Annotated in this window: 20 protein-coding genes; 15 read left to right on the top strand and 5 right to left on the bottom strand. The window is 33.0% G+C overall.

All coding sequences use genetic code 11. The annotated features are described in order from the left end of the window. Window positions 1-36: 36 nt before the first annotated feature. The 9 genes from ezrA to BK821_RS10560 all read left to right on the top strand — a co-directional run bounded on the left by ezrA (window position 37) and on the right by BK821_RS10560 (window position 9,915). Complete coding sequence (gene ezrA / locus BK821_RS10600; RefSeq protein WP_046836707.1) at window positions 37-1,728, top strand: septation ring formation regulator EzrA; 1,692 nt, start codon at window positions 37-39, stop codon at window positions 1,726-1,728. A 185-nt stretch (window positions 1,729-1,913) separates the two neighbouring features. Further along, window positions 1,914-3,050 carry a cysteine desulfurase family protein gene (locus tag BK821_RS10595; protein ID WP_071331652.1) on the top strand — a complete coding sequence of 379 codons (1,137 nt, stop codon included), beginning with the start codon at window positions 1,914-1,916 and terminating at the stop codon, window positions 3,048-3,050. Further along, window positions 3,047-4,270 (top strand): tRNA uracil 4-sulfurtransferase ThiI, encoded by a 1,224-nt coding sequence (gene thiI / locus BK821_RS10590; protein WP_071331651.1) that lies wholly within the window; start codon window positions 3,047-3,049, stop codon window positions 4,268-4,270. Before BK821_RS10595 ends, thiI begins: the two co-directional genes overlap by 4 nt. A gap of 112 nt (window positions 4,271-4,382) precedes the next feature. Beyond that, on the top strand, window positions 4,383-5,156 hold the full coding sequence (locus tag BK821_RS10585; RefSeq protein ID WP_046836704.1) for a sulfite exporter TauE/SafE family protein: 774 nt from the start codon (window positions 4,383-4,385) through the stop codon (window positions 5,154-5,156). Between the two features lie 220 nt (window positions 5,157-5,376). Beyond that, a complete protein-coding gene (gene sppA / locus BK821_RS10580; RefSeq protein ID WP_046836703.1) occupies window positions 5,377-6,369 on the top strand; it encodes a signal peptide peptidase SppA in 993 nt (330 codons plus the stop codon). Window positions 6,370-6,377: 8 nt separating this feature from the next. Continuing rightward, on the top strand, window positions 6,378-6,920 hold the full coding sequence (locus tag BK821_RS10575; RefSeq protein ID WP_071331650.1) for an RDD family protein: 543 nt from the start codon (window positions 6,378-6,380) through the stop codon (window positions 6,918-6,920). A gap of 90 nt (window positions 6,921-7,010) precedes the next feature. Continuing rightward, window positions 7,011-7,505, top strand: a complete 495-nt coding sequence (tpx, locus tag BK821_RS10570) for a thiol peroxidase (RefSeq protein WP_046836701.1) — start codon at window positions 7,011-7,013, stop codon at window positions 7,503-7,505. A 176-nt stretch (window positions 7,506-7,681) separates the two neighbouring features. Next, window positions 7,682-8,629, top strand: a complete 948-nt coding sequence (locus tag BK821_RS10565; protein WP_046836700.1) for a class I SAM-dependent methyltransferase — start codon at window positions 7,682-7,684, stop codon at window positions 8,627-8,629. An 86-nt stretch (window positions 8,630-8,715) separates the two neighbouring features. Next, the gene (locus BK821_RS10560; protein ID WP_046836699.1) at window positions 8,716-9,915 is read left to right on the top strand and encodes an acetate kinase; all 1,200 of its coding nucleotides are present in this window, start codon (window positions 8,716-8,718) and stop codon (window positions 9,913-9,915) included. A gap of 71 nt (window positions 9,916-9,986) precedes the next feature. Here BK821_RS10560 and BK821_RS10555 read toward each other — a convergent pair whose 3' ends face one another. Both BK821_RS10555 and BK821_RS10550 read right to left on the bottom strand, forming a co-directional pair. Further along, window positions 9,987-11,159 carry an esterase-like activity of phytase family protein gene (locus BK821_RS10555; RefSeq protein WP_071331649.1) on the bottom strand — a complete coding sequence of 391 codons (1,173 nt, stop codon included), beginning with the start codon at window positions 11,157-11,159 and terminating at the stop codon, window positions 9,987-9,989. 270 nt (window positions 11,160-11,429) lie between these two features. After that, complete coding sequence (locus BK821_RS10550) at window positions 11,430-11,933, bottom strand: universal stress protein (RefSeq protein ID WP_046836697.1); 504 nt, start codon at window positions 11,931-11,933, stop codon at window positions 11,430-11,432. Between the two features lie 142 nt (window positions 11,934-12,075). Between BK821_RS10550 and ald the strand changes: the two genes are divergently transcribed. Beyond that, a complete protein-coding gene (ald, locus tag BK821_RS10545; RefSeq protein ID WP_046836696.1) occupies window positions 12,076-13,191 on the top strand; it encodes an alanine dehydrogenase in 1,116 nt (371 codons plus the stop codon). 184 nt (window positions 13,192-13,375) lie between these two features. Here the strand turns inward: ald and BK821_RS10540 are convergent, their stop codons facing one another. Both BK821_RS10540 and BK821_RS10535 read right to left on the bottom strand, forming a co-directional pair. After that, the gene (locus BK821_RS10540; RefSeq protein ID WP_046836695.1) at window positions 13,376-14,005 is read right to left on the bottom strand and encodes a copper homeostasis protein CutC; all 630 of its coding nucleotides are present in this window, start codon (window positions 14,003-14,005) and stop codon (window positions 13,376-13,378) included. Continuing rightward, on the bottom strand, window positions 14,002-15,054 hold the full coding sequence (locus BK821_RS10535; RefSeq protein WP_071331648.1) for a M24 family metallopeptidase: 1,053 nt from the start codon (window positions 15,052-15,054) through the stop codon (window positions 14,002-14,004). The genes BK821_RS10540 and BK821_RS10535 overlap by 4 nt, the downstream gene beginning before the upstream one ends. Before the next feature lie 209 nt (window positions 15,055-15,263). On the opposite strand from BK821_RS10535, the gene BK821_RS10530 reads away from it, so the two are divergent. Beyond that, entirely contained in the window at window positions 15,264-15,953 is a 690-nt protein-coding gene (locus BK821_RS10530; protein ID WP_046836693.1) for a metal-dependent hydrolase, read from the top strand. Window positions 15,954-16,008: 55 nt separating this feature from the next. Here the strand turns inward: BK821_RS10530 and BK821_RS10525 are convergent, their stop codons facing one another. After that, window positions 16,009-16,422 carry a universal stress protein gene (locus BK821_RS10525; RefSeq protein WP_046836692.1) on the bottom strand — a complete coding sequence of 138 codons (414 nt, stop codon included), beginning with the start codon at window positions 16,420-16,422 and terminating at the stop codon, window positions 16,009-16,011. Between the two features lie 228 nt (window positions 16,423-16,650). On the opposite strand from BK821_RS10525, the gene BK821_RS10520 reads away from it, so the two are divergent. From BK821_RS10520 to ystJ, 4 genes are all read left to right on the top strand, one after another. Beyond that, window positions 16,651-17,943, top strand: coding sequence for a DRTGG domain-containing protein (locus BK821_RS10520; protein WP_046836691.1), 1,293 nt, complete (start codon window positions 16,651-16,653; stop codon window positions 17,941-17,943). Window positions 17,944-17,980: 37 nt separating this feature from the next. Beyond that, on the top strand, window positions 17,981-18,916 hold the full coding sequence (locus BK821_RS10515) for a DHH family phosphoesterase (RefSeq protein ID WP_046836690.1): 936 nt from the start codon (window positions 17,981-17,983) through the stop codon (window positions 18,914-18,916). 21 nt (window positions 18,917-18,937) lie between these two features. Further along, complete coding sequence (locus tag BK821_RS10510; protein WP_071331647.1) at window positions 18,938-22,141, top strand: DNA polymerase III subunit alpha; 3,204 nt, start codon at window positions 18,938-18,940, stop codon at window positions 22,139-22,141. Window positions 22,142-22,398: 257 nt separating this feature from the next. Beyond that, window positions 22,399-23,631, top strand: coding sequence for an NADP-dependent malic enzyme (ystJ, locus tag BK821_RS10505; RefSeq protein WP_046836688.1), 1,233 nt, complete (start codon window positions 22,399-22,401; stop codon window positions 23,629-23,631). Window positions 23,632-23,643: the final 12 nt, after the last annotated feature.

The following is a 23,643-nucleotide window of genomic DNA, read 5'->3' as shown; positions in this document are numbered from 1 at the left end:
TATAATGAATAGTGATAAAATAGGAGGAGAAAACTTATGGCATTGTATATCATTTTAGCGATTATTGTCATTATACTGATTATAGTCGGTGTATTATTCTATATGCGTTCAAATAAAAGCCAAATGATAGAAAAGGCTGAAGAACGAAAATCAGAAGTTGAAAAATTACCGTACGACGAGAGTTTATCTCAATTATCTGATTTTACTTTAACAGGCGAAACTAAATCAACATACGATAAACTTAAACAATCGTCATTAGATAGTAAAGAACAATATTTAGCACCTGTTGAAGAAAAGATTCATAATGCAGAGGGTCTACTATACAAATTCAAATTTTCGCAAGCTGAAACTGAAATTGATGAAGCACACGAACTGATGGATAAATATGAAGAGAATTATAAAACTTTGACTACTGATGTAGAAAAGATTAAAGGCCTACATAATGAAAACGATAAATTTTACAACGAATGTAAAAATAATTATCGTGAAATGAAACGTGATGTCCTGGCAAACAGACATCAATTTGGTGAAGCTGCTGAACCACTAGAGCAAGAAATCGAATCATTTGTTCCAGAAATGGAAAATTATGAAGCATATAAAGAAGAGGGTAACTTTAATCAAGCACATGAACATATCAAAGTTTTACATGAAGATATGAACTTCTTGAAAAAAGATATGTCAGAAATCCCTGATTTAATTAAAGAAGCACAAAAAGAGTTGCCAGGTCAATTCCAAGACTTGAAATACGGTTGTAGAGATTTGAAAGTCGAAGGTTACGATTTAGATCATGTTAAAATAGATAGTACTTTGCAAACATTAAAGACCGAACTTAGCTTTGTAGAACCTATGATAAGTAGATTAGAATTAGATGAAGCTAATGATAAATTAAATAGTATCAACGACCGTCTTGATGAAATGTATGAACTCATCGAGCATGAAGTTAAAGCGAAAAACGACGTAGAAGAAACTAAAGAAGTGATTACAGACAATTTATTTAGAGCAAAAGAAATGAATTATACATTACAAACTGAAATTGAATATGTACGTGAGAATTATTATATTAATGAAAGCGACGTGCAAAATGTAAGGCAGTTTGAAAATGAAATTCAAAATTTAATTACTGTTTATGATGACATTTTAAAAGAGATGGCTAAAACTGCAGTTCGATATAGTGAAGTTCAAGATAATCTCAAATATATTGAAGAACATGTGGCAGTCATTAATGATAAGCAAGAAAAATTACAAAATCACTTAATTCAACTTCGAGAAGATGAAGCTGAAGCTGAAGAAAATATTTTACGAATCCAAAGTAAGAAAGAAGAAGTATATAGAAAATTATTGGCTTCTAATTTACCTAGTGTTCCGGAACGATTTATTATTATGAAAAATGAAATCGACTATGAAGTACGTGAAGTGAATAAGAAGTTTAGCGTACGCCCAATTCATGTTAAACAATTAAAAGACAAAGTATCAAAAGTTGTTTTGCAAATGAATAAATTTGAAGACGAAGCGACTGATGTACTCGTCAATGCAGTTTATGCTGAGAAACTTATTGAATACGGAAATCGCTATCGTAAAGAAAGTTCAAATATAGATAAAAGTCTTAACGAAGCTGAACGATTATTTAAAAATAATAGATATAAACGTTCAATTGAAATTTCTGAACAAGCTTTGGAAAGTGTAGAACCTGGAATTACAAAACAAATCGAATCTCAAGTTACAGCTTAACCAAATATTGGGGTTCTAAATAGTAAATATAAGACACGAAATGATATTATTATTTCGTGTCTTTTCTTTTCTATAAAAGCGAGTATAATGCTTAAAGGTAAGTATTAAAAAACTGTGCTATTAAATATAAATCGACCATAGTGTCTCATTGATTCTATATGTTAATATAAAAAGGAGTGGAAAACGTGATATATCTTGATAATGCTGCAACTACAAAGCCTAACCAAGACGTGTTAGATACGTATCTCAAAGTAAATCAATCATTATATTTCAATCCAAATAGTCCGCATCAGGCTGGTTTGCAAGCAGACCAATTATTACAACAAACTAAATCACAAATAAATGATATCTTAAACTTAAATCAAGCTTTTGATATCGTCTTTACAAGTGGGGCCACAGAATCTAATAATATTGCTTTAAAAGGTATTGCCTATAAGAAAAAAGCATTTGCTGATGAAATTATTACTTCTGTGCTTGAACACCCTTCTGTATTAGAAGTTGTTCGTTCATTGGAATTAGAAGGTTTTAAAGTGAAATACGTTGATGTGACAAAGGAAGGGAAAGTTGATTTAAACCATTTAGCCAATTTAATGACAGATAGTGTAGGGTTAGTGACATGTATGCACGTAAACAACGTCATGGGACAAGTACAACCTATTAGCGAAGTGGCTGAAATTGTACATCAATTCCCTAAAGCACATTTGCATGTTGATGCAGTGCAAGCCATTGGTAAAATACCATTGATATTTGAAGGTGTTGATTCCATGAGCTTAAGTGGACATAAATTCCATGGTCTAAAAGGACAAGGTGTATTATTTGTTCGTAACATCCATCAAATACAACCTACGATTCATGGTGGAGGTCAAGAATTTGGTGTGAGAAGCGGAACGGTGAATTTACCTATGGATATCGCTATCGTAAAAGCAATGAAGACCTCTGTACAAAACACGTCTGAGCTAAATAAAACTTTACATCAATTCAATAAAGATATATGTGATTATTTATCGCGTTTTCAAGGTGTTCAAATACATTCACCACAAGGTTCAGCGCCACATATACTTAATGTTGGTTTGCCAGGTGTTAAAGGTGAAGTGTTAGTTAATGCATTTTCAAAACATGATATTATGTTATCGACGACAAGCGCATGTTCCTCTAAAAAAGCAAGCTTAAACGAAGTGTTGCTAGCAATGGATATACCAGTGAAACAAATCGAAGGCAGTATCCGCATATCCATGGGTAGTCATACTACGCATGAGCATATTGAAATATTTAAAGATAAGTTTAATAAAGTATATGAAGAAGTAAGGGAGTTGTTAAGATGATTTATGATCACCTACTAGTCAGATACGGTGAATTAACGTTAAAAGGTGCAAATCGTAAAATGTTTGTGAATCAATTACGATCAAATGTTAAACGTTCATTAATGCCACTACAAGGTTACAAAGTAAAGGCAAATAGAGATAGAATGTACATTGAGTTAGACGAAGGGGCAGACATAGACGAAATGTGTCATAGACTGAAACAAGTTTTTGGTATTTATTCTATTAGTCCTGTATTAAAAATAGAAAAAACAATAGATGCAGCTAAAGCTCAAGCAGTTGAATTTGCAAAAGATTATGCAGAAGGCGACACGTTTAAAATTGATGTTAAGCGCTCTGATAAAAATTTCCCTTATGATACTTATCAATTACAAAGAGAAATTGGGGGAGCTGTCTTAAGTGAAGTGGAACATCTTTCTGTAGACGTACATCATCCTAATCATAATATCAAAGTGGAAGTTCGTTTAGATGCGATTTATGTTTATGATAAAGTGATTAATGGTGCTGGCGGCTTACCAGTTGGTACAGGTGGTAAAACGTTACTTATGTTATCAGGTGGCATTGACTCACCAGTAGCGGGTATAGAAGTGATGCGTAGAGGTGTTACAATTGAAGCGATTCATTTTCATAGTCCACCGTTTACAAGTGAAAAAGCCAAAGAAAAAGTGATTGAATTAACACGTATTTTATCATCTCATGTAGGGCCGATTAAATTGCATATCGTGCCGTTTACGAATTTACAGAAGCAAATCAATAAAGTTGTTCATGAACGTTATACAATGACTTCTACACGACGAATGATGATGCGCGTAGCTGATCAATTTGTTCATCAAATTGACGCACATGCTATTGTAAATGGTGAGAATTTAGGGCAAGTAGCGAGTCAAACACTGAAAAGTATGTATGCGATTAATCACGTTACTTCTACGCCGGTATTACGTCCTTTATTAACCTTTGATAAAGAAGAAATAGTAAAAAAAGCAAAAGCTATAGGCACATTTGATGTATCTATTCAGCCATATGAAGATTGTTGTACAATCTTCACACCCAAAAATCCAGTCACTGAACCTAATTTTGAAAAAGTTGAAAAATATGAAAATGTCTATGACTTTGATGAATTAATCCAAGAAGCGGTAGACGGCATAGAAACATTAACGATTTCAAAAGATTATCAGAGTGAAAAAGATACAGCCACGCAAGCTTTAGCTGATGATTTATTTTAAAAGAACTATAAATTAAAATCATGTATTTGATTGAACTTGTGGATCTATACAGCTTTATTAATTTAAAATAATCTTAATAAAGGACATGGTTGAAATAGAAAAGGGTGACGTGATGTTAGAGTGGGATACTTCAATAGTGATTATTGTCATATTACTTGGGTTTCTGGCTGCATTTATTGATGCAGTCGTCGGTGGAGGTGGATTGATATCTATTCCAGCACTATTAGCAGTAGGTATGTCGCCATCAATGGCATTAGGAACTAATAAATTAGCGAGTGCGTTCGGTTCTATGACCAGCGCATTTCGCTTTCTGAGATCTGGTAATGTCGATTTAAAACTTGTGGGTAAATTATTTCCATTTATCTTTTTAATGGCAATAGGTGGTGCGAGTATTGCGACATTTTTACCATCACAATTATTAAAACCGGTAGTAATCGTAGTATTAACATTAGTCATGATTTATACATTAATAAAAAAAGACTGGGGCAGTGTACGTACATTTTCTAAATTATCGATTGGAAAAGCAATATTATTTATTGCTTTAATGTGCTTAATAGGATTTTATGACGGTTTCCTTGGTGGAGGCACTGGTTCATTCATGCTTTTTGTATTACTAATGTTTGGTTTTGATTTTCTTGGTGCGGCAGGTAATGCAAAGGTGTTAAATTTCGCATCTAATTTAGGTGCACTAATATTATTTATCTTTTTACATCAAGTAGACTATTTTTATGGTTTAATAATGGCGGCAAGTATGATTTGTGGTTCATACGTAGGTGCAATGTTTGCGATTAAAAAAGGTGTGGGTTATGTCAAAACATTATTTATAGTTGTTACAGCAATATTGATATTAAAAAATACATATGACTATGTCATGCAATTAATATGAAAATTATGATATAATGCTATACATTTTAAAGACAAGCCAATTAGATTTTTAAAATCTAATTGGCTTTTTAATTTATTTATAAATAAGTCAGGTTTAATAGTGGAATATAGATTTGTGCTTATTTTATATTAAATATCTGTAAATATATACACAACATAAATAATTATGTTTAAATTAATATGATCATACATTTAAATTTAAGTCTTGGGAGTGTTTACAAATGTCAAAGAAAAGAATAGTTGCGATTATCATAGCAGTGGTAATTGTATTAGGTGGAATTGTGATTAGTTCTATCTCATCCGTGGTGTCCTCACTATTTAGTGATACATCCTCTTCAAAAATAGATCCGTTTACTGAAACGATTGAACAAGAAGGTGATTCTAATAAACGCATAGCGCATTTAACGTTAAATGGAGAAATCACTGAGGGTTCAGGTGGCGGCATGTTTGAAAGTAGTGGGTATAACCATGAAGCATTTTTAAAGCAATTAGAAAATGTGGAAAAAGATGACACGGTCAAAGGCATGTTGTTATCGGTAAATACGCCTGGCGGAGGATCATACCCGAGCGACGAAATTTATAAAAAAATTAAAGAAATCAAGAAACAAGGTAAAGAAGTTTATGTACATATGGGAAGTATGGCTGCTTCAGGTGGATATTATATTTCTGCACCTGCAGATAAAATTTATGCTGGCCCTCAGTCTTTGACGGGCTCTATTGGCGTTATCATGTCTAATGTAGATTATTCTGGCTTGCAAAAGAAATTAGGTATTAAAGAAAATGTGATCAAATCAGGGGAACATAAAGATATTTTAAGTAGTTCTAGAGCAATGACGGATGACGAAAGAGACATTTTACAATCTGCATTAAATGATAGTTTCAATCGCTTCGTTACAATAGTGAAAGATGGCAGAAACATGCCAGAAAGTAAAGTTAGAAAATTAGCTGATGGCCGGATTTATAGTGCGCAACAAGCTGAAAAAAATGGTCTGATTGATGAAATTGGTTATGAAGATAAGACATTAAAAGCATTGAAAAATGATATTCATTCAAAAAATGCAGAAGTCTTTGAATATAGTGAAGAAGGTGGTTTATTCTCTTCTATATTTAAAACGAAAACAAATTTAACTCATTTTACGAATGAATTTAAAAGTTTAAAATCAGTAATAAATAATGATACAAAGACACGACCAATGTATCTTTATGAAGGTTAGGTGGAAGTATGGAGAATTTAAAAAATGAGCCATTACAAAATTCAGAAAAAGATATTATTACTGAATGTTCAGAGACTGAGGCCATGTACCATAATCAATTGGTAAAGGCGCTTTATGCAGGCTTTGGTATAAGATTCTGTAGTTTTATTATAGATTTACTGATTGTCTTTGGTATTCACAGCATAATATTAAAACCAATCTATGCTTTGACACATATAGATACGGTTAAGTTATGGATTGATTATTTTAGTGTTGGTCATCTGTTAGACGCGATCGTCTTTTACCTGTATTTTGTATTGTTAACTAAATATTTCAAACAAACCATTGGAAAAATGATATGTAACATTAGAGTAGAACGTATAGATAGACAGTCATTAACATGGGGCGATGTATTATTTAGAGAATGGATAGGGCGTATAATTAGTGGTGTCTTTGGTAATTTACCATACCTAGTAACTATATTTACGAATAAACACAGAGGGATTCATGATTATTTCGCTGGAACTGTCGTAATTAAAAATAAATTAGAAGATTTGTTCTATTTAAAGTAATTCAACACATTTTCAAGTAAGAAAGTTTTAAAAAATGAGCTTAAACAGTTATAATGAACGATGTAAGCACTTAATATAGGAGGCGTTCACATGGCGCAAATTACATTTAAACAAGAACCAGTTACATTATTAGGATCGCAAGTAAAAGAAGGAGAAACAGCTCCAGATTTTACAGTGTTAGACAATGATTTAAATCAAGTTAATTTATCAACTTATGATGGTCAAAAGAAATTAATTAGTGTTGTGCCATCTATAGATACAGGTGTATGTGATCAACAAACACGTAAATTTAACGAAGAAGCAGCACAAGAAGAAGGTGTTGTATTAACTGTTTCTGCTGACTTACCATTTGCACAAAAAAGATGGTGTGCATCAAATGGTTTAGACAACGTAATCACTTTAAGTGACCACAAAGACCTTTCATTTGGAGGCAATTACGGTGTGGTTATGGAAGAATTACGTTTATTAGCACGTTCAGTGTTTGTTTTAGATAAAAATAATAAAGTAGTTTATACTGAAATTGTTTCAGAAGGAACTGATTTCCCAGATTTTGAAGCTGCTTTAGAAGCTTATCGCAATATTTAATTTGAATATATGTTCGATTGATAAACTTGTCACTTCGATGAATTATAGTGAAACAATCAAACAGTATCATTGACATTATAAAGTATACTGTCCATAATTATTTGGTAATGTAAGTTAGAGAGAGCTAACTTAATTTCAAACGTATTATGGACAGTTTTTTTAGAAAGGACTATTAGATGACACAAGAAGAAACAGTAATGGAGAAGTTATTTAAAACACTCGATGAAAAAGCAAAAGCTTTAAATGAAGATAATGGACAAAGTTTTATTGAAAACTTAGGTTTAGCAATGGAGCATGTTTATACAAGTGAAAGAGATTTGCTAGAACAAGCTACACTACAAGATAGAAGAAAAGCATTTCAATTTTCTTACTTAAGTTTACTACAACAAGAAGAAATTCAAGCCAATCATCAAATTACACCAGATTCAATCGGTTTAATTTTAGGGTTTCTTGTAAAACGTTTCTTGAAAGATAAAGAAGAGTTGCATATTGCTGATATGGCTAGTGGTGCAGGACACCTTAGTGCCTCAGTACACGAAGTACTATCAGAACAAAAGATTATGCATCATCTCGTAGAGGTAGATCCAGTACTTTCAAGAGTAAGTGTTCATTTAGCTAACTTTTTAGAAATACCTTTTGATGTTTACCCTCAAGATGCAATTATGCCATTACCTTTTGAAGATGCAGAGGTAGTAGTTGGTGATTTGCCAATTGGTTATTACCCAGTTGATGAAAGAAGTCAACAAATGGCATTAGGTTTTGAAGAAGGGCATAGTTTTTCACACTTTTTATTGATTGAACAAGCTGTTACAGCATTGAAAAAATCTGGTTATGCATTCTTAGTGGTACCTAGTAACATATTTGAAGGTTCAAATGTGAAACAGTTACAAAATTTCATTGCTACAGAAACAGAAATGCAGGCATTTTTAAATTTACCTTCTACACTTTTCAAAAATGAAAAAGCGCGTAAATCAATACTAGTATTACAGAAAAAAGAAACTAATGTAACTAAGCCAGTTGAAGTATTATTGGCAAATATTCCAGATTTCAAAAGTCCGCAACAATTCCAAGGTTTTTTACAAGATTTAAATACATGGATGGATCAAAATCATCCACAAAATTAAACTGTAATATTCTTGAATTCGTACTGTATTAATGATTAAATAGATATGGATATTAAAACTTAATTAAAAATGGAGGCATTAGGCTTATGTCAAAATTAATTTTGGCCATTAACGCTGGTAGTTCATCTTTGAAATTTCAACTTATTGAAATGCCGGAAGAGAAAATTGTTACTAAAGGACTAATTGAACGAATTGGATTGAAGGATTCTATTTTCACTATTGACGTAAATGGAGAGAAAAACACTGAAATAAATGATATTGCAAATCATGAAGATGCTGTAAATATTATGCTTGAAAGCTTTAAAAATCATGGGATTATTGAAAGTATTTATGACATTGATGGTACGGGTCATCGTGTTGTTCATGGTGGAGAATTATTCCCTAACTCTGTTTTTGTTACTGATGAAGTTGAAAAACAAATTGAATCATTAAGCGAGTTGGCTCCATTACACAACCCAGCAAACTTAATGGGTATTCGTGCATTCCGTAAACTATTACCAGATATTCCACATGTGGCTGTCTTTGATACTTCTTTCCATCAAACGATGCCTGAGAAATCTTTCTTATATAGTTTACCTTACCAATATTATGAAGAGTATGGCATTCGTAAATATGGTTTCCATGGTACAAGTCATAAGTATGTGTCACAACGTGCGGCTGAAATCTTAGGTAAACCAGTAGAAGAATTACGTATAATTTCTTGCCATATTGGTAATGGTGCATCTATAGCAGCTATTGATGGCGGGGAATCTGTAGATACTTCTATGGGATTCACACCATTGGCAGGTGTAACAATGGGCACACGTTCAGGTAATATTGACCCTGCATTAATTCCATTTATCATGGAAAAAACAGGTAAAAACGCTGAAGAAGTACTCAATACTTTAAATAAAGAGTCTGGTTTATTAGGTATTTCAGGTACTTCAAGTGATTTAAGAGATATAATCGAAGAAGCTAAAGAAGGTAAAGAAAGAGCGCAATTAGCAGTCGATGTCTTTGCATCTCGTATTCATAAATATATTGGTTCTTATGCTACACGTATGCATGGTGTGGATGTTATTGTCTTCACTGCTGGTGTTGGGGAAAACTCTGATCCGGTAAGAGCAAAAGTACTTGAAGGTTTAGAATTTATGGGTGTTTATTGGGACGCTAAGAAAAATGAATCAATCCATGGCGAGGAAGGCTTTATTAACTATCCTCATTCACCAGTCAAAGTTATTGTAATACCTACGAATGAAGAAGTGATGATAGCACGCGATGTTGTAGATTTTGGAAACGTAAAATAATACGTTCATGAATTAAAAAAGACTTACACATTTTTTACGATGTGTAAGTCTTTTTATATTACAGAGTCTAGTTAATTTTTTTCTGGTACCACTTCGAAAGCTAATAGTTCTGTTTTTTGTGTTTTATTAAAATTATTATCAACTACTAATACTAAACTATCATTTCCGTTTGGAAGTTTTTTACCAAACGTCATACCTTCGATATTATCTACTTTTTCAATGTCATGATGATTTAAATTAGCAATTAATTCTTTTTTTAGTGGTTTGACGTTAGCGTGTTTGAGAGATGTTTTATTTTTTATGTCTGTGCCTTTATTCGTATTTATTTTATAAATACGTACAAAATTTTTGTAGGAACCATCATCGGATTGAACACTTGCACGTTCCAAAGTTAAAAATTCATGGTCGTTTATTGCTAACATTTCTGAAATTCCATTATCTGCAGGTCTGCCTTTGCCAGGCTTCTCTGGTACAGCGTCGAGTGGGTAAGCAAATTCGGATAATGTATTGCCTTGGCGATCGTATTGGGTGATTCTAGATAATGCACCGGATTCAGGTGTTGGTAGTGCGTCATCTTGTATGAGTGGTCCCTCCATTGAAGTCCAAAGGGTTTGTCCATTATTTGAAAATGTACTGCCCTCTAATGCGAAGTTATTGCGAAAGCCTTTCTTTGCGTGATGATCCATTTTAATTGTATTATTAATTGGAATGTCGGTTAAGTAGTTACCATTGGTTGTCGCTAGTCTAATAAATGGGTTTAATGCAAGAGAACGATCTCCTTCGCTTGTATACATAATTTGATTGTGAAGTGGATCGATACGTATCGATTCAGCGTCAACGACCTGACCTGTTTGTTTCTCTTTATATTGTGCTTTATTTGGGTAGGTACTGCCATCTGGTTGTTTAAGTGTATGAACTTTAGTGAATTTGACATTGTTAAATGTGTCATTATTATAATTCAATTTCGCTTCATAAAATCGAGCAGGATTTTGTTCTGATCGATCATCGCTAATTACTAGCCACTTATTATTTTGTGGATTATATGTAATACCTGATAGCCCGCCAATTGTAGTTTCTTTATATGTTTGATTGTAGGGTATCGTTTTAGTATCTATGAGTTTCATACGATCTACATTATGCGATATAGATTGGTTTTGTGCCAAAGCATTATTAGCATGTAAAGTTAAAGGTGAGACTGAAAATGCTATCAAACCAATAATCAATGATTTATTACATAAATTCATGAATGTTTCATGCTCCTCTCTTTAATAGGGTTGAATTTAATCATAAACGTTGCACATGAAGGGTGTATAAATTTTTAATTAAGGCTTTGTTAAATGTACTAAACAGAGATGGTATGTCGCAGCTATTAAATGAGTTGTTAATATACTGTTATTATTTAAAATTTGAATTTAACACATAAAAACAAACCAAAGACTACTATATAGTTTTTGGTTTGTTTATATTCTATGCATAGTTTTGTAAGAAGATAAGACTTTCTTACAGAGTTAATCTTAATGTGCTTGATATTGTGATCTTAATTTATCTGTCGCTACTTGTGGTTCGAAATCTTCTGGAATCTCCTCAGTACGCACGACTAATACATCACAAGGAGAATGACGTACAATAGCTTCAGAAACTGAGCCAACAATGAATCTTTCTACTGCATTTAAACCAGAAGTACCACACATAATTAAATCTGCGCCAACATCTGTTGCTAGTTTTTTAGGAATAATTGCTTTTGGAGAACCAAATTCTAAGCGTGTTTCAACATTTTTAACACCAGAATTTGTTGCAACTTCTTTGTAGCCTTTCAACAAATCTTCAGAGAAATTCTTAGATTTCTCAGTGAATTGTGCATCGTAAACCTCGTATGAAGAATAAGTTCTGGAATCAATTACGTTGACAACTGTTAGTTGTGCTTCATTACGTTTTGCTACATCTACTGCTTTGTTAAATGCCCATTCCGCTTCATGTGATCCATCTACTGCTATTAAAATATTTTTATAAGTTAGCATCACAATAACCTCCTTATTTTTCTTACTTACATTATATCATTATTGACAGAATATTAACACAATTTATATGTTGTAAAAGTACTCATAACTTTGATTGCGCTTTCATAAAATCCGCGTTACTATAAATTTGGAGGTGGATGGAATGATTATTGGTATTCCTAAAGAAATAAAAAATAACGAAAATAGGGTGAGTTTATCACCAAGTGGTGTACATGCATTAGTAGAGCAAGGCCACACAGTAATTGTAGAAAAATCAGCAGGATTTGGTTCATATTTTGAGGACATCGATTACATAGATGCAGGGGCAAAAATAGTAAATGAACCAGCTGACGTATGGAATGTAGATATGGTTATGAAAGTTAAAGAACCGTTAGAAGAAGAATTTCAATTTTTTAAAGAAGGGCTAATTCTTTTTACTTATTTACATCTAGCTAATGAAAATAAATTAACGCAGGCATTATTGGACAATAAAGTGATAGGCATAGCATATGAAACAGTGCAATTACCAGATCGTTCTTTACCATTGTTGACACCAATGAGTGAAGTTGCCGGTCGTATGTCTGCTCAAATTGGTGCTGAGTTTTTACAAAAATATAAAGGTGGCATGGGTATCTTGCTTGGTGGCGTTCCTGGTGTTTCTAAAGGACGTGTATCCATTATCGGTGGAGGTCAAGCTGGAACAAACGCAGCTAAGATTGCATTGGGCCTTGGTGCAGATGTTACTATTTTGGATGTTAATCCAAAACGATTGCAAGAATTAGAAGATTTGTTTGATGGAAGAGTACATACGATTATGTCTAATCCATTAAACATTGAACAATGTGTGAAAGATAGTGATTTAGTTATTGGCGCAGTTTTAATCCCAGGAGCTAAAGCGCCAAATCTTGTTACTGAGGACATGATTAAAAAAATGAGAGACGGTGCAGTAATAGTTGATATTGCAATAGATCAGGGCGGCATCTTTGAAACTACCGACCGTATTTCTACACATGATGATCCAATATATAAAAAACATGGTGTGGTTCATTATGCGGTAGCAAATATGCCAGGTGCAGTACCACGTACATCAACAATAGCATTAAATAATGCCACTTTGCCTTATGCACAACAACTGGCTGGGAAAGGTTATTTAAAGGCTTTACAAGATAACCCAGCGTTATTATTAGGGTTAAATACCATCGATGGGCAATTGACAAATAAAGGCGTTGCTGAAGCGCTACAATTGCCATATAAAGATATTGACTCTGTAATAAAATAATAAAGTGGTTTTCGCATGACTGCCTGTGCAAAGTATGATTCTAAGCTTACAGGATGAGCACATGCTTATATTAACTTTGAATATAAAAGACTGTCGACAAAGTTTGAGCTTTTGTCGACAGTCTGTAATGGTAAATCTACTTTAGGTTTGCCATTTTTTGTTTTAATGAATAAAGCGAATGACCTCAGACGATTTTAGTGCCGTGAACTTCTTGAAAAGGAAATGCAGCAATTAAAGCTTCTACGTTATCCTTATTTAATCCACCACCGGGCATAATTTCAATATTACCACCTGAATTAACTACAAGTTTACCTAGTTGATTTAAATTATCAAAGAGATTAGTGTTAGAAGGCCCTCCGTGTGTTAAAAGTCTAGAAAACCCCATATTGATGAGTTGATGTAATGCTTTGATTTGACCGCGTTGATGAATTTCATCGAAGGCCATGTGGCATACTACTGGTTTAGGATCGGCTAATTGTTTTAGTGTTTTCATTTGCCATTCATTTAATACATGATCTTCTGTCAAGCAGCCGAATACGAAATAATCGACATCAAGTTGTTTGATTGCTTTTATATCTCGTTGCATGATTTCGAAGTCGTATAAATTGTATACAAAATCTCCGCCACGTGGACGAATCATAACTGCAATTGCAACGTTATTTAATCTACATAAAGATGATGCAATTTCAATCATCCCAAGACTAGGTGTAGTACCTCCAACTGATAAGTTATCACATAGTTCAATGCGATCAGCACCATGCGCAATAGCATATTCTACTTGTTGAATTGTTTCTACAACCGCTTCTTTAATCATTTTTCATATCCTGTTAGACTTGTATTCCCATCTTCTGTTACTAGAATATCATCTTCGATACGCACACCAGCGATACCAGGGACGTAGATACCTGGTTCAACTGTAACAACCATGCCTGGAACAAATTTATTCGTATTAGAACTTGAAATATCTTGATATTCATGTTCTTCTAATCCTAATCCGTGACCTAAACGATGTGGGAAGTATTCACCATAACCTGCATCAATGATAATGTTACGAGCGATATCATCTACCTCTTTTATCGTAACACCTGGTTTAATTGCCGCAATTGCTTCTTGTTCAGCTTTTAAAACAATATTATAAATATTTTGTGCTGCTTCACTAGGTGTACCAAATTGTACAGTTCTAGTCATATCACTACAGTAGTTATCATAAATGACGCCTAAATCAAATAAGACATACTCATCTTTTTGTAGTTTACGATCGCCAGGCGTACCGTGTGGAGAAGCTGCATGGTCTCCGAATAGAACCATTGTGTCAAAACTCATTTCATTGACGCCATAGTCTTTAATCGCATTTTCAATATGATTTACAACTTGACGTTCAGTAACGCCTTCTTGTAGAAAATCTACGCCGATTTCTATACATTTATCAGCAAGCTCGCAAGCTTTTTTAATTTTATTGATTTCACTTTCGCTTTTTACATTTCGCAAGTCTTTAATTGTTTGATCTATATCTCCAAATGATTGAACATGAAATGCTTCTATCAATTCGCGTTGACGTTGAACAGTTAAATGAGCTGCTTCAATTAATAATTTTTCAAATGTTTGAGGATACTTGTCTAGTGCGTTCTCAGTATCGAAATAACCGATAATTTCACCTTTAAAAGGAGAAGCTTTGACTTCTTCTACTTCTAATTGTGGACAGAATAGAACTTGTTTGCCATTCTCTTTAATCAATAATGCTAATAAACGTTCATGAGGATCACTTAAATAACCTGTAAAGTAAAAAATATTTAAAGGTGTTGTAATCCACGCCGCATCGGCTTGTTGTTTTTTCAATTCATTTATAATCTGTTCAGACTTCATTCGTCATCATCCTCCTAAAATATGTGTTCGTTTTAATTTTAGGTTACTTCATAGCGGAATTCAAAAATTAAATATTGTTAAAGTACAATTGATTATAATATTTGCGTAATGGTACTAATGAATTAACTTGAATGTGCTATTACTGTGTTATAAAAAGAGAATAACGTGGTATATTAAAATTAAATAGAATTATGGGAGGAATTAACAAAATGAAATTATCATTTCATGGACAATCAACAATTTATTTTGAATCTAATGGAAAGAAAGTAATCGTAGATCCATTTATTAATGGAAATGATCAATCTGATCTAGATGTTAATAAGTTAGAAGTTGATTATATCATTTTAACACATGGTCACAGTGATCATTTTGGCGATACTGTAGAATTAGCAAATAAAAATAATGCCACAGTAGTAAGTTCTGTTGAAATAACAAATTACGTAACGTTAAATAAAGGTGTAGAGAATGCAAGACCAATGAATATTGGTGGTAAAACAGATTTTGAGTTTGGTTCAGTAAAATTTGTTCAAGCCTTTCATAGTTCTAGTTTAACCAATGATGATGGTATTTCAATTTATCTAGGTATGCCAATGGGAGTTATTCTAGAAGTTGAAGGTAAAACAATATATCATACCGGTGACACAGGATTGTTTAGTGATATGAAGTTAATTGCAGAGCGTCATCCGGTTGACGTGTGTTTCTTACCGATTGGAGATAATTTTACAATGGGGATTGATGATGCGAGTTACGCGATTAATGAATTTATTAAACCGCAAATCACAGTACCTGTACATTACAATACATTTGAGTTAATTGAACAAGATCCTCAACAATTTAAAGATGCTGTAACAGTGGGAGAGGTGCAAATCCTTAATCCTGGCGAGGAAGTTAAATTTTAATTCTTTATTGGCAAACAAAGCCTGAAGCACTTTATAGAGCTTCAGGCTTTGTTTTTTATTTTACTATGAGTACTGGGATGCTTGCTCTTTTAGCAACCTTATGACTGACACTACCTAAGACAAATTTTTTCTTGTCTTCAGCTTTACGGTTACTAAGTACGACAATTTCATATTTACCACTATTTGCATGCTTAAGCAATTCTACTTTAGCATTACCGCGTACAATAATTTCATCGTATTCGATACCATATTCATCTAATGCTTCACGAGTACTTCGAAGACCTTCACTACGTTTTTCAATCAATTTATCTAAATGTACACCTGATTTGATTGATGTCTGCGCATCTTGTTCACTAATTGCGTTTAGTATAGTGACAACAGTACCTTCACCTGCTAATTTTGATACTTGTTTAAGTGCTTTTTCATTTTTAAGTGTTGTATCAACACCAAGTAAAATATTTTTGAACATTGTTCATCCCTCCTTAAATTCATTCTAATCAAACTATCCCTATTTATCCAATAAAAAATTAGATTTTGCATACGAATTTTTTTATATAGTATTATTTATAAACAATGGTATGTATGATTCAACTTTTTATTTTTTAAATTCGCTATAATTTATGTCGTTGCATCGCAATTTTAGTTATAAAAAGTTATAATGGCAGAGAAACTGTTCAAAATAAATGAGGTTATTAAAATGACGAAGCATGAGCAAATTTTATCATATATAGAATCTCTAGCAGTCGGACAAAAAATTTCTGTTAGAAAGATAGCGAAAGATTTAGGCGTATCTGAAGGAACGGCTTATCGAGCTATCAAAGATGCTGGACAAATAGGGTTAGTCGCAACCATTGACCGTGTAGGTACTGTTCGTATTGAAAAGAAATCGAGAGAACAAATTGAACAATTAACTTTTGGTGAAGTAGTAAAGATTATTGATGGTCAAGTACTAGGGGGAAGAAATGGATTAATTAAGACCCTCACAAAATTTGCAATCGGTGCGATGGAAATCGAAGATGTAGTTAAATATTTGAGTACACATACTTTACTAATAGTAGGTAATCGTAAAGATGTTCAATTGGCTGCTTTAAAACGAGGTAGCGCTGTTTTGATCACAGGTGGCTTTAGTACTTCTAATGAAATTATAAAATATGCAGATGAGCATGATTTACCAATATTATCTTCGAATTATGATACATATCTAGTAGCTAATATTATTAATAGAGCTATGTATGATCAAATGATTCGAAAAGAAATATTAGTTGTTGAAGATATAGTCAAATCGGTAAATGAACATACGGTTATTTTTGATAACATGACATTAAATGATTACAAGAAAAAAGCAAGAGAAACTGGTCATTCAAGGTTTCCTGTTATTGATGCTCAATGGAAGCTAGTAGGCATTGTTACAAGTAAAGAAATTATAAAAATGGATGAAAAGGATACCATTGCACAATTTATGACCAAAGCACCAATTAATGTACAGTTAACAACGACTGTAGCAAATTGTGCTCATATGATGATTTGGGAAGGTATAGAGCTTTTGCCAGTCACTACGCCAAGTAAAAAACTAGTCGGTGTAATCACGCGTAAAGACGTCCTGACAGCAATGCAACTCTTAAGTCGTCAACCACAAGTGGGAGAAACAATTAATGATCAAATAGCAAAGCACATCACGATTGCAAATGATGGTATTCAAGTGCAGATTACGCCACTCTTAACTAATCAGTTTGGAACGTTAAGTAAGGCAGTGTTCGTTGCAATTATAGAAGAAACAGTACGATACGAAATAAGAAAGTTAAAAAAACTTGAAGTAATGATTGAAAGTTTGAACATTATATATATTAAAACAGTGCAAATAGAGTCTGAAATTGATGTACATTATGATATGTTAGATGTAGGTAGAAATTTTGCAAAATTAGAAATAACAATGTCTAGTAACGGACAGCAAGTAGCGAAAGCAATGATTATTTGTCAGATGATAGACTAGTAAAAATACAATATAACTTTTGAAAAGGAAGAAGCATATGACTAAAGAATTTAATCAAATTATGACTGCAATAAATGAAAAAGAAACAATTATTATACATAGACATGTAAGACCTGATCCCGATGCTTACGGTTCTCAACTTGGATTAAAAAGCTATCTACAATTGAAATTTCCAAACAAAAATATTTATGCTGTAGGCGAGGCGGAACCTTCATTAGATTTCATTGGTACATTTGATGATGTAACAGATACACAGTACAATGATGCGTTAGTTATTGTTTGTGATACCGCTAATTCCCCAAGAATCAGTGATTCAAGATTTAGTCAGGGACAATCATTGATTAAAATTGATCACCATCCTGGAGTTGATCAATATGGTGATATTAATTTTGTTAATACGGAAGCGTCCTCTACAAGTGAGATTATTTTTGATTTCATCAATCACTTTAATGATTTATCAATTATTGATGCTTCAGTAGCTCGCTTATTATATCTTGGCATTGTTGGGGATACAGGACGATTCTTATTTAACAATACAACCCCACATACCTTAGAAGCAGCAAGCGAGCTACTTAAATACCCATTTAATCATAATGAAGAATTAAACAAACTTGGAGAAAAAGATCCTAAGTTACTTCCTTTCCAAGGATATGTACTACAAAATTTTGATTTAAATGATAAAGGTTTCTGTAAGGTAATTATTACAAAAGATGTTCTTGAAAAATTTGATATAGCGGCTAACGAAGCATCTCTTTTTGTAAATGCAATTGCTGATATTCAAGGTCTCAAAATATGGGTCTTTGGTGTGGATGAAGGTTCAGAAATTAGATGTAGAATTCGTTCGAAAGGTATTATAATCAATGATATTGCGAGTGATTTTGGTGGTGGCGGACACCCGAATGCATCAGGCGTTTCTGTTGAAAACTGGGAACAATTTAATCATTTAGCAGCAGCATTAAATAATAAATTGTAATAGCAAAGGAGGTATTTGTTGATGGTTGCGCATTTAAATATTCACACAACATATGATCTATTAAATTCTAGTTTAAGAATTAAAGATGTGGTGACTAAAGCTGCAAAAGAAGGTTATACAGCCTTAGCCATCACAGATACAAACGTTTTATATGGCTATCCACAGTTTTATGACGCATGTATAGCAGCGAATATGCATCCTATTTTTGGTATGACAATCTATGTAACAGATGGGTTATCCGAGGTTGAAACAATCGTCTTAGCTCAAAACAACCAAGGGTTAAAAGATTTATTCAAGTTATCTTCAGCTATCAAAATGAAAGAAAAAATAGAAACCCCTGTAGAGTGGTTGAAAAAATATTCACAAAATTTTGTTGTCATATTTAAAAATGTAGATCAATCACATCAAACTATTATTTCTGAGTTTAACAAGGAAGCGAATATATATGTGAATCATACGAGTCAAGTATCATACGATTTACCTATCGTATGGGCACAAAATACATGCTATCTAAATCGGGAGGATGCTGAGACGTTAACGGCATTAGCCGCAATTAAAGATAATTCGAAATTAGATTTAGTAAGTGAACAACAGGATTATGATGCGCATTTGTATGGTCAACAAGATTTAAGTGAACTCAGCCTAAGCAAAGATATATGGCATAATACAAACGAACTGGCAACGCTTTGTAATGCTGAACTACGCTACCACCAATCTTTGCTGCCAAAATTCAAAACGACAGATAATCAGCCGTCTAAAGATTATTTGTGGAGTTTATTAGAAAGTAGCTTACAGCGATTAAACTTAGCTGAACACAAAGTAGCGCAATATAAGCGTAGGCTGTTACATGAATATCAAATTATCACTGACATGGGATTTGAAGATTATTTCTTAATAGTAAGTGATTTAATACATTATGCTAAAACACATGATATCTTAGTGGGACCAGGCCGTGGCTCTTCTGCTGGTTCTCTCGTGAGTTATTTATTAAATATTACTACTATGGATCCAATAGAATATAACCTTTTATTCGAACGGTTTTTAAATCCAGAACGTGTCACAATGCCAGATATAGATATTGATTTTGAAGACACACATCGCGACAAGGTGATTCAATATGTTCAAGAAAAATACGGTTCCCATCATGTAGCAGGTATTGTAACGTTTGGTCATCTATTAGCAAGAGCTGTAGCAAGAGATGTGGGCAGAATTATGAGTTTTGATGATATTACGCTAAATGAAATTTCTAAATTGATTCCACACAAGTTAGGTATTACTTTAGATGAAGCATACGCTCAGGAGGATTTTAAACAATTTGTGCACCGGAATCATAGGCATGAGCGATGGTTTGAGATATGTAAAAAGTTAGAGGGCTTACCTCGCCATACATCTACGCATGCAGCTGGAATTATTATTAATGATCATCCTTTATATGAATATGCACCACTTACTTTAGGAGATACAGGACTTTTAACGCAATGGACTATGACAGAAGCTGAGCGGGTAGGTCTGTTGAAAATTGACTTCTTAGGACTGCGGAATTTATCAATCATACATCAAATTGTTAAACAAGTTCGTAGTGATATGAATGTTAGCATAGACATAGAACAGATACCGTTTGATGATGAGAAAGTGTTTCAACTATTATCTAGAGGCGACACCACAGGTATATTTCAACTCGAATCAGATGGTATTAGAAATGTATTACAAAAATTACAACCTGAACATTTTGAAGATATCGTAGCTGTGACTTCACTTTATAGACCTGGTCCAATGGAAGAAATACCAACTTATATTTCAAGAAGACACGATTCTACAAAAGTTAAATATTTACATGAAGATTTACAACCCATATTAAAAAAGACATATGGAGTTATTATTTATCAAGAACAAATTATGCAAATTGCGAGTAAGTTTGCTGGATTTAATTATGGTGAAGCGGACATTTTAAGACGTGCAATGAGTAAGAAAAATCGAGCTGTGCTAGAAAGTGAACGACACCATTTCGTTGAAGGTGCATTAAAAAATGGTTATAGCGAAAGTTTGAGTAAACAAATATTTGATTTAATATTAAAATTTGCAGATTATGGCTTTGCACGTGCACATGCAGTGAGTTATTCCAAAATCGCATATATCATGAGTTATTTGAAGGTTTACTATCCCAATTATTTTTATTCAAATATTTTAAGTAACACAATCGGTAGTGAGAAAAAAACATCACAAATTATTGATGAAGCAAAACATCAAAATTTAAATATTCTTTCTCCACATATTAATTATAGTCATTGGTTTTACAAAGCCACTAAAGAAGGTATCTATTTATCGATAGGTGTAATTAAAGGCGTAGGCTATCAAAGCGTTAAATTGATTGTTGATGAGCGGAAAGCAAATGGATATTTTAAAGACTTTTTTGATTTTGCCAGACGTATACCGAAAAGGATAAAATCAAGAAAGCTATTTGAAGCATTAATACTTGTAGGTGCATTTGATACATTTGGAAAAAATAGAGCCACGCTATTACAGGCTATTGACCAAGTGTTGGATGATGTGTCTAATGTTGAGCAGGACGGATTTATATTCGATGTTTTAACGCCTAAAACAACATATGAAGAAAAAGGTGAATTATCCGATAAAGTATTAAGTGATTATGAAAAGGAATATTTAGGTTTTTATGTGTCTACGCATCCAGTTGAAAAGACATTTGAGCAAAAACAATATCTCGGTATTTATAAACTAACGAATGCGCGAGATCATCAACCAATATTAATTCAAATTGATAGTAGTAAAAAGATACGCACCAAAAATGGTCAAAACATGGCATTTGTAACATTGAATGATGGATTGAATAATTTAGATGGTGTCATTTTCCCTGATGCATATAAAAAATATGAGTCATTATTAAATGGAGACGACGTTTTTATTGTCAGAGGTAAGTTTGATAATCGAAATAATAAGAAACAACTTATTATCAATCAAATAGAATCTATAGAAGCATATGAATCATACATTTTTAATAACGCAAAACAAATTGTTATTAGAAATTTAAATGACGAACCTGAATTAGAACAATACATTACTCAAAATAAAGATAATGACCATATACCAGTAGAATACTTTCAAGAAGGTCAGAATAACTTTAAAACAATAGGCTATGTGGCCCGTAATAATGCATCAATTAGGGAATTAATACAAAAGTTTTCTCCTTGGGATATTAGAATTATTTAACTTTAACAGCATTATAAACTATGATATAGTTGACTGATGGTTATACATAAGCTTGCCATCAGTTTTAATTTTCATGAAATTAAAACTATGACATATTTAATAACAAATAAATCTATATGTTTTTATTACAAATATTAACAGTGCAAATGTAATTTTTGTTTTTGTTAACGATATCATTTGTAATTTACGTTAGAGTGTAATAAAAATATATATGAAATGATATTTATACTAAATTGAATGTAAAGGGGTAGATTTACATGACTTTGCGAGATGAAGCTCTAGAAATGCATAGAAAAAATCAAGGAAAATTAGAAGTAGCTGCAAAGGTGAAGGTTACCAATAAAGATGAATTAAGTTTGGCATATTCACCGGGCGTAGCTGAACCATGTAAAGAAATACATGAGGACCCTAGAAAAGTATTTGAATATACTATGAAAGGGAATACGGTTGCTGTGGTTACTGATGGTACTGCAGTATTAGGCCTAGGCAATATTGGTGCAGAAGCTAGTATTCCAGTAATGGAAGGAAAAGCCGTGTTATTCAAAAGTTTTTCTGGTATAGACGGTGTACCTATTGCTTTAAATACTACCGATACAGAAGAAATTATTAATACCGTGAAATTATTAGAGCCTAATTATGGTGGGATTAACTTAGAAGATATTTCAGCACCTCGTTGTTTTGAAATTGAAGAAAGATTAAAAAAAGAAACAAAAATACCTGTTTTTCATGATGACCAACATGGTACGGCAATCGTAACGGTTGCAGGTATGATTAATGCGCTTCGCATTGTTGATAAAGACTTATCAGATATTAAGGTAGTACTTAATGGTGCAGGTGCAGCTGGTATGGCAATTGTTAAATTACTCTATTCTTATGGCGTTCGTGATATGATTATGTGTGATTCAAAGGGAGCGATTTATGAAGATCGTTCATTTGGTATGAATGATACTAAAGCATATGTTGCAAGATGGACAAATAGAGATAAAATAGAAGGTAGCTTGGAAGATGTTATCAAAGATGCAGATGTATTCATTGGTGTTTCTGTAGCTGATTTATTATCAAAAGAAATGGTTGAATCTATGGCAGATGATCCAATCATTTTTGCGATGGCAAATCCTAATCCAGAAATTAATCCAGAGGTTGCGAAAGAAGCAGGTGCTAAAGTTATAGGTACTGGTCGTTCAGATTTTCCAAATCAAATTAATAATGTGTTAGCATTCCCTGGAATATTTAGAGGTGCATTAGATGTAGAAGCAACTCATATTAATGAAGAAATGAAACAAGCTGCAGTAGAAGCTATTGCTGATTTGATAAAACCAGAAGAACTAAATCCAGATTATTGTATCCCTGGTCCATTCGATAAACGTGTGGCACCTTCAGTCGCGAGAGAAGTCGCAAAAGCAGCAATGGAATCAGGTGTAGCAAGAATGGATGTTGATCCGGAAGAGATTTATAATAAGACTATGAAATTAACAGACTTAGATAAATAATAATCATAATTT

The sequence above is a fragment of the Staphylococcus sp. LCT-H4 genome, assembly GCF_001866145.1.
In the GTDB taxonomy this organism is placed as follows: domain Bacteria; phylum Bacillota; class Bacilli; order Staphylococcales; family Staphylococcaceae; genus Staphylococcus; species Staphylococcus succinus.
Note: the sequence above shows the minus strand (reverse complement) of the source record. Positions and strands in the feature narration are given on the sequence as shown.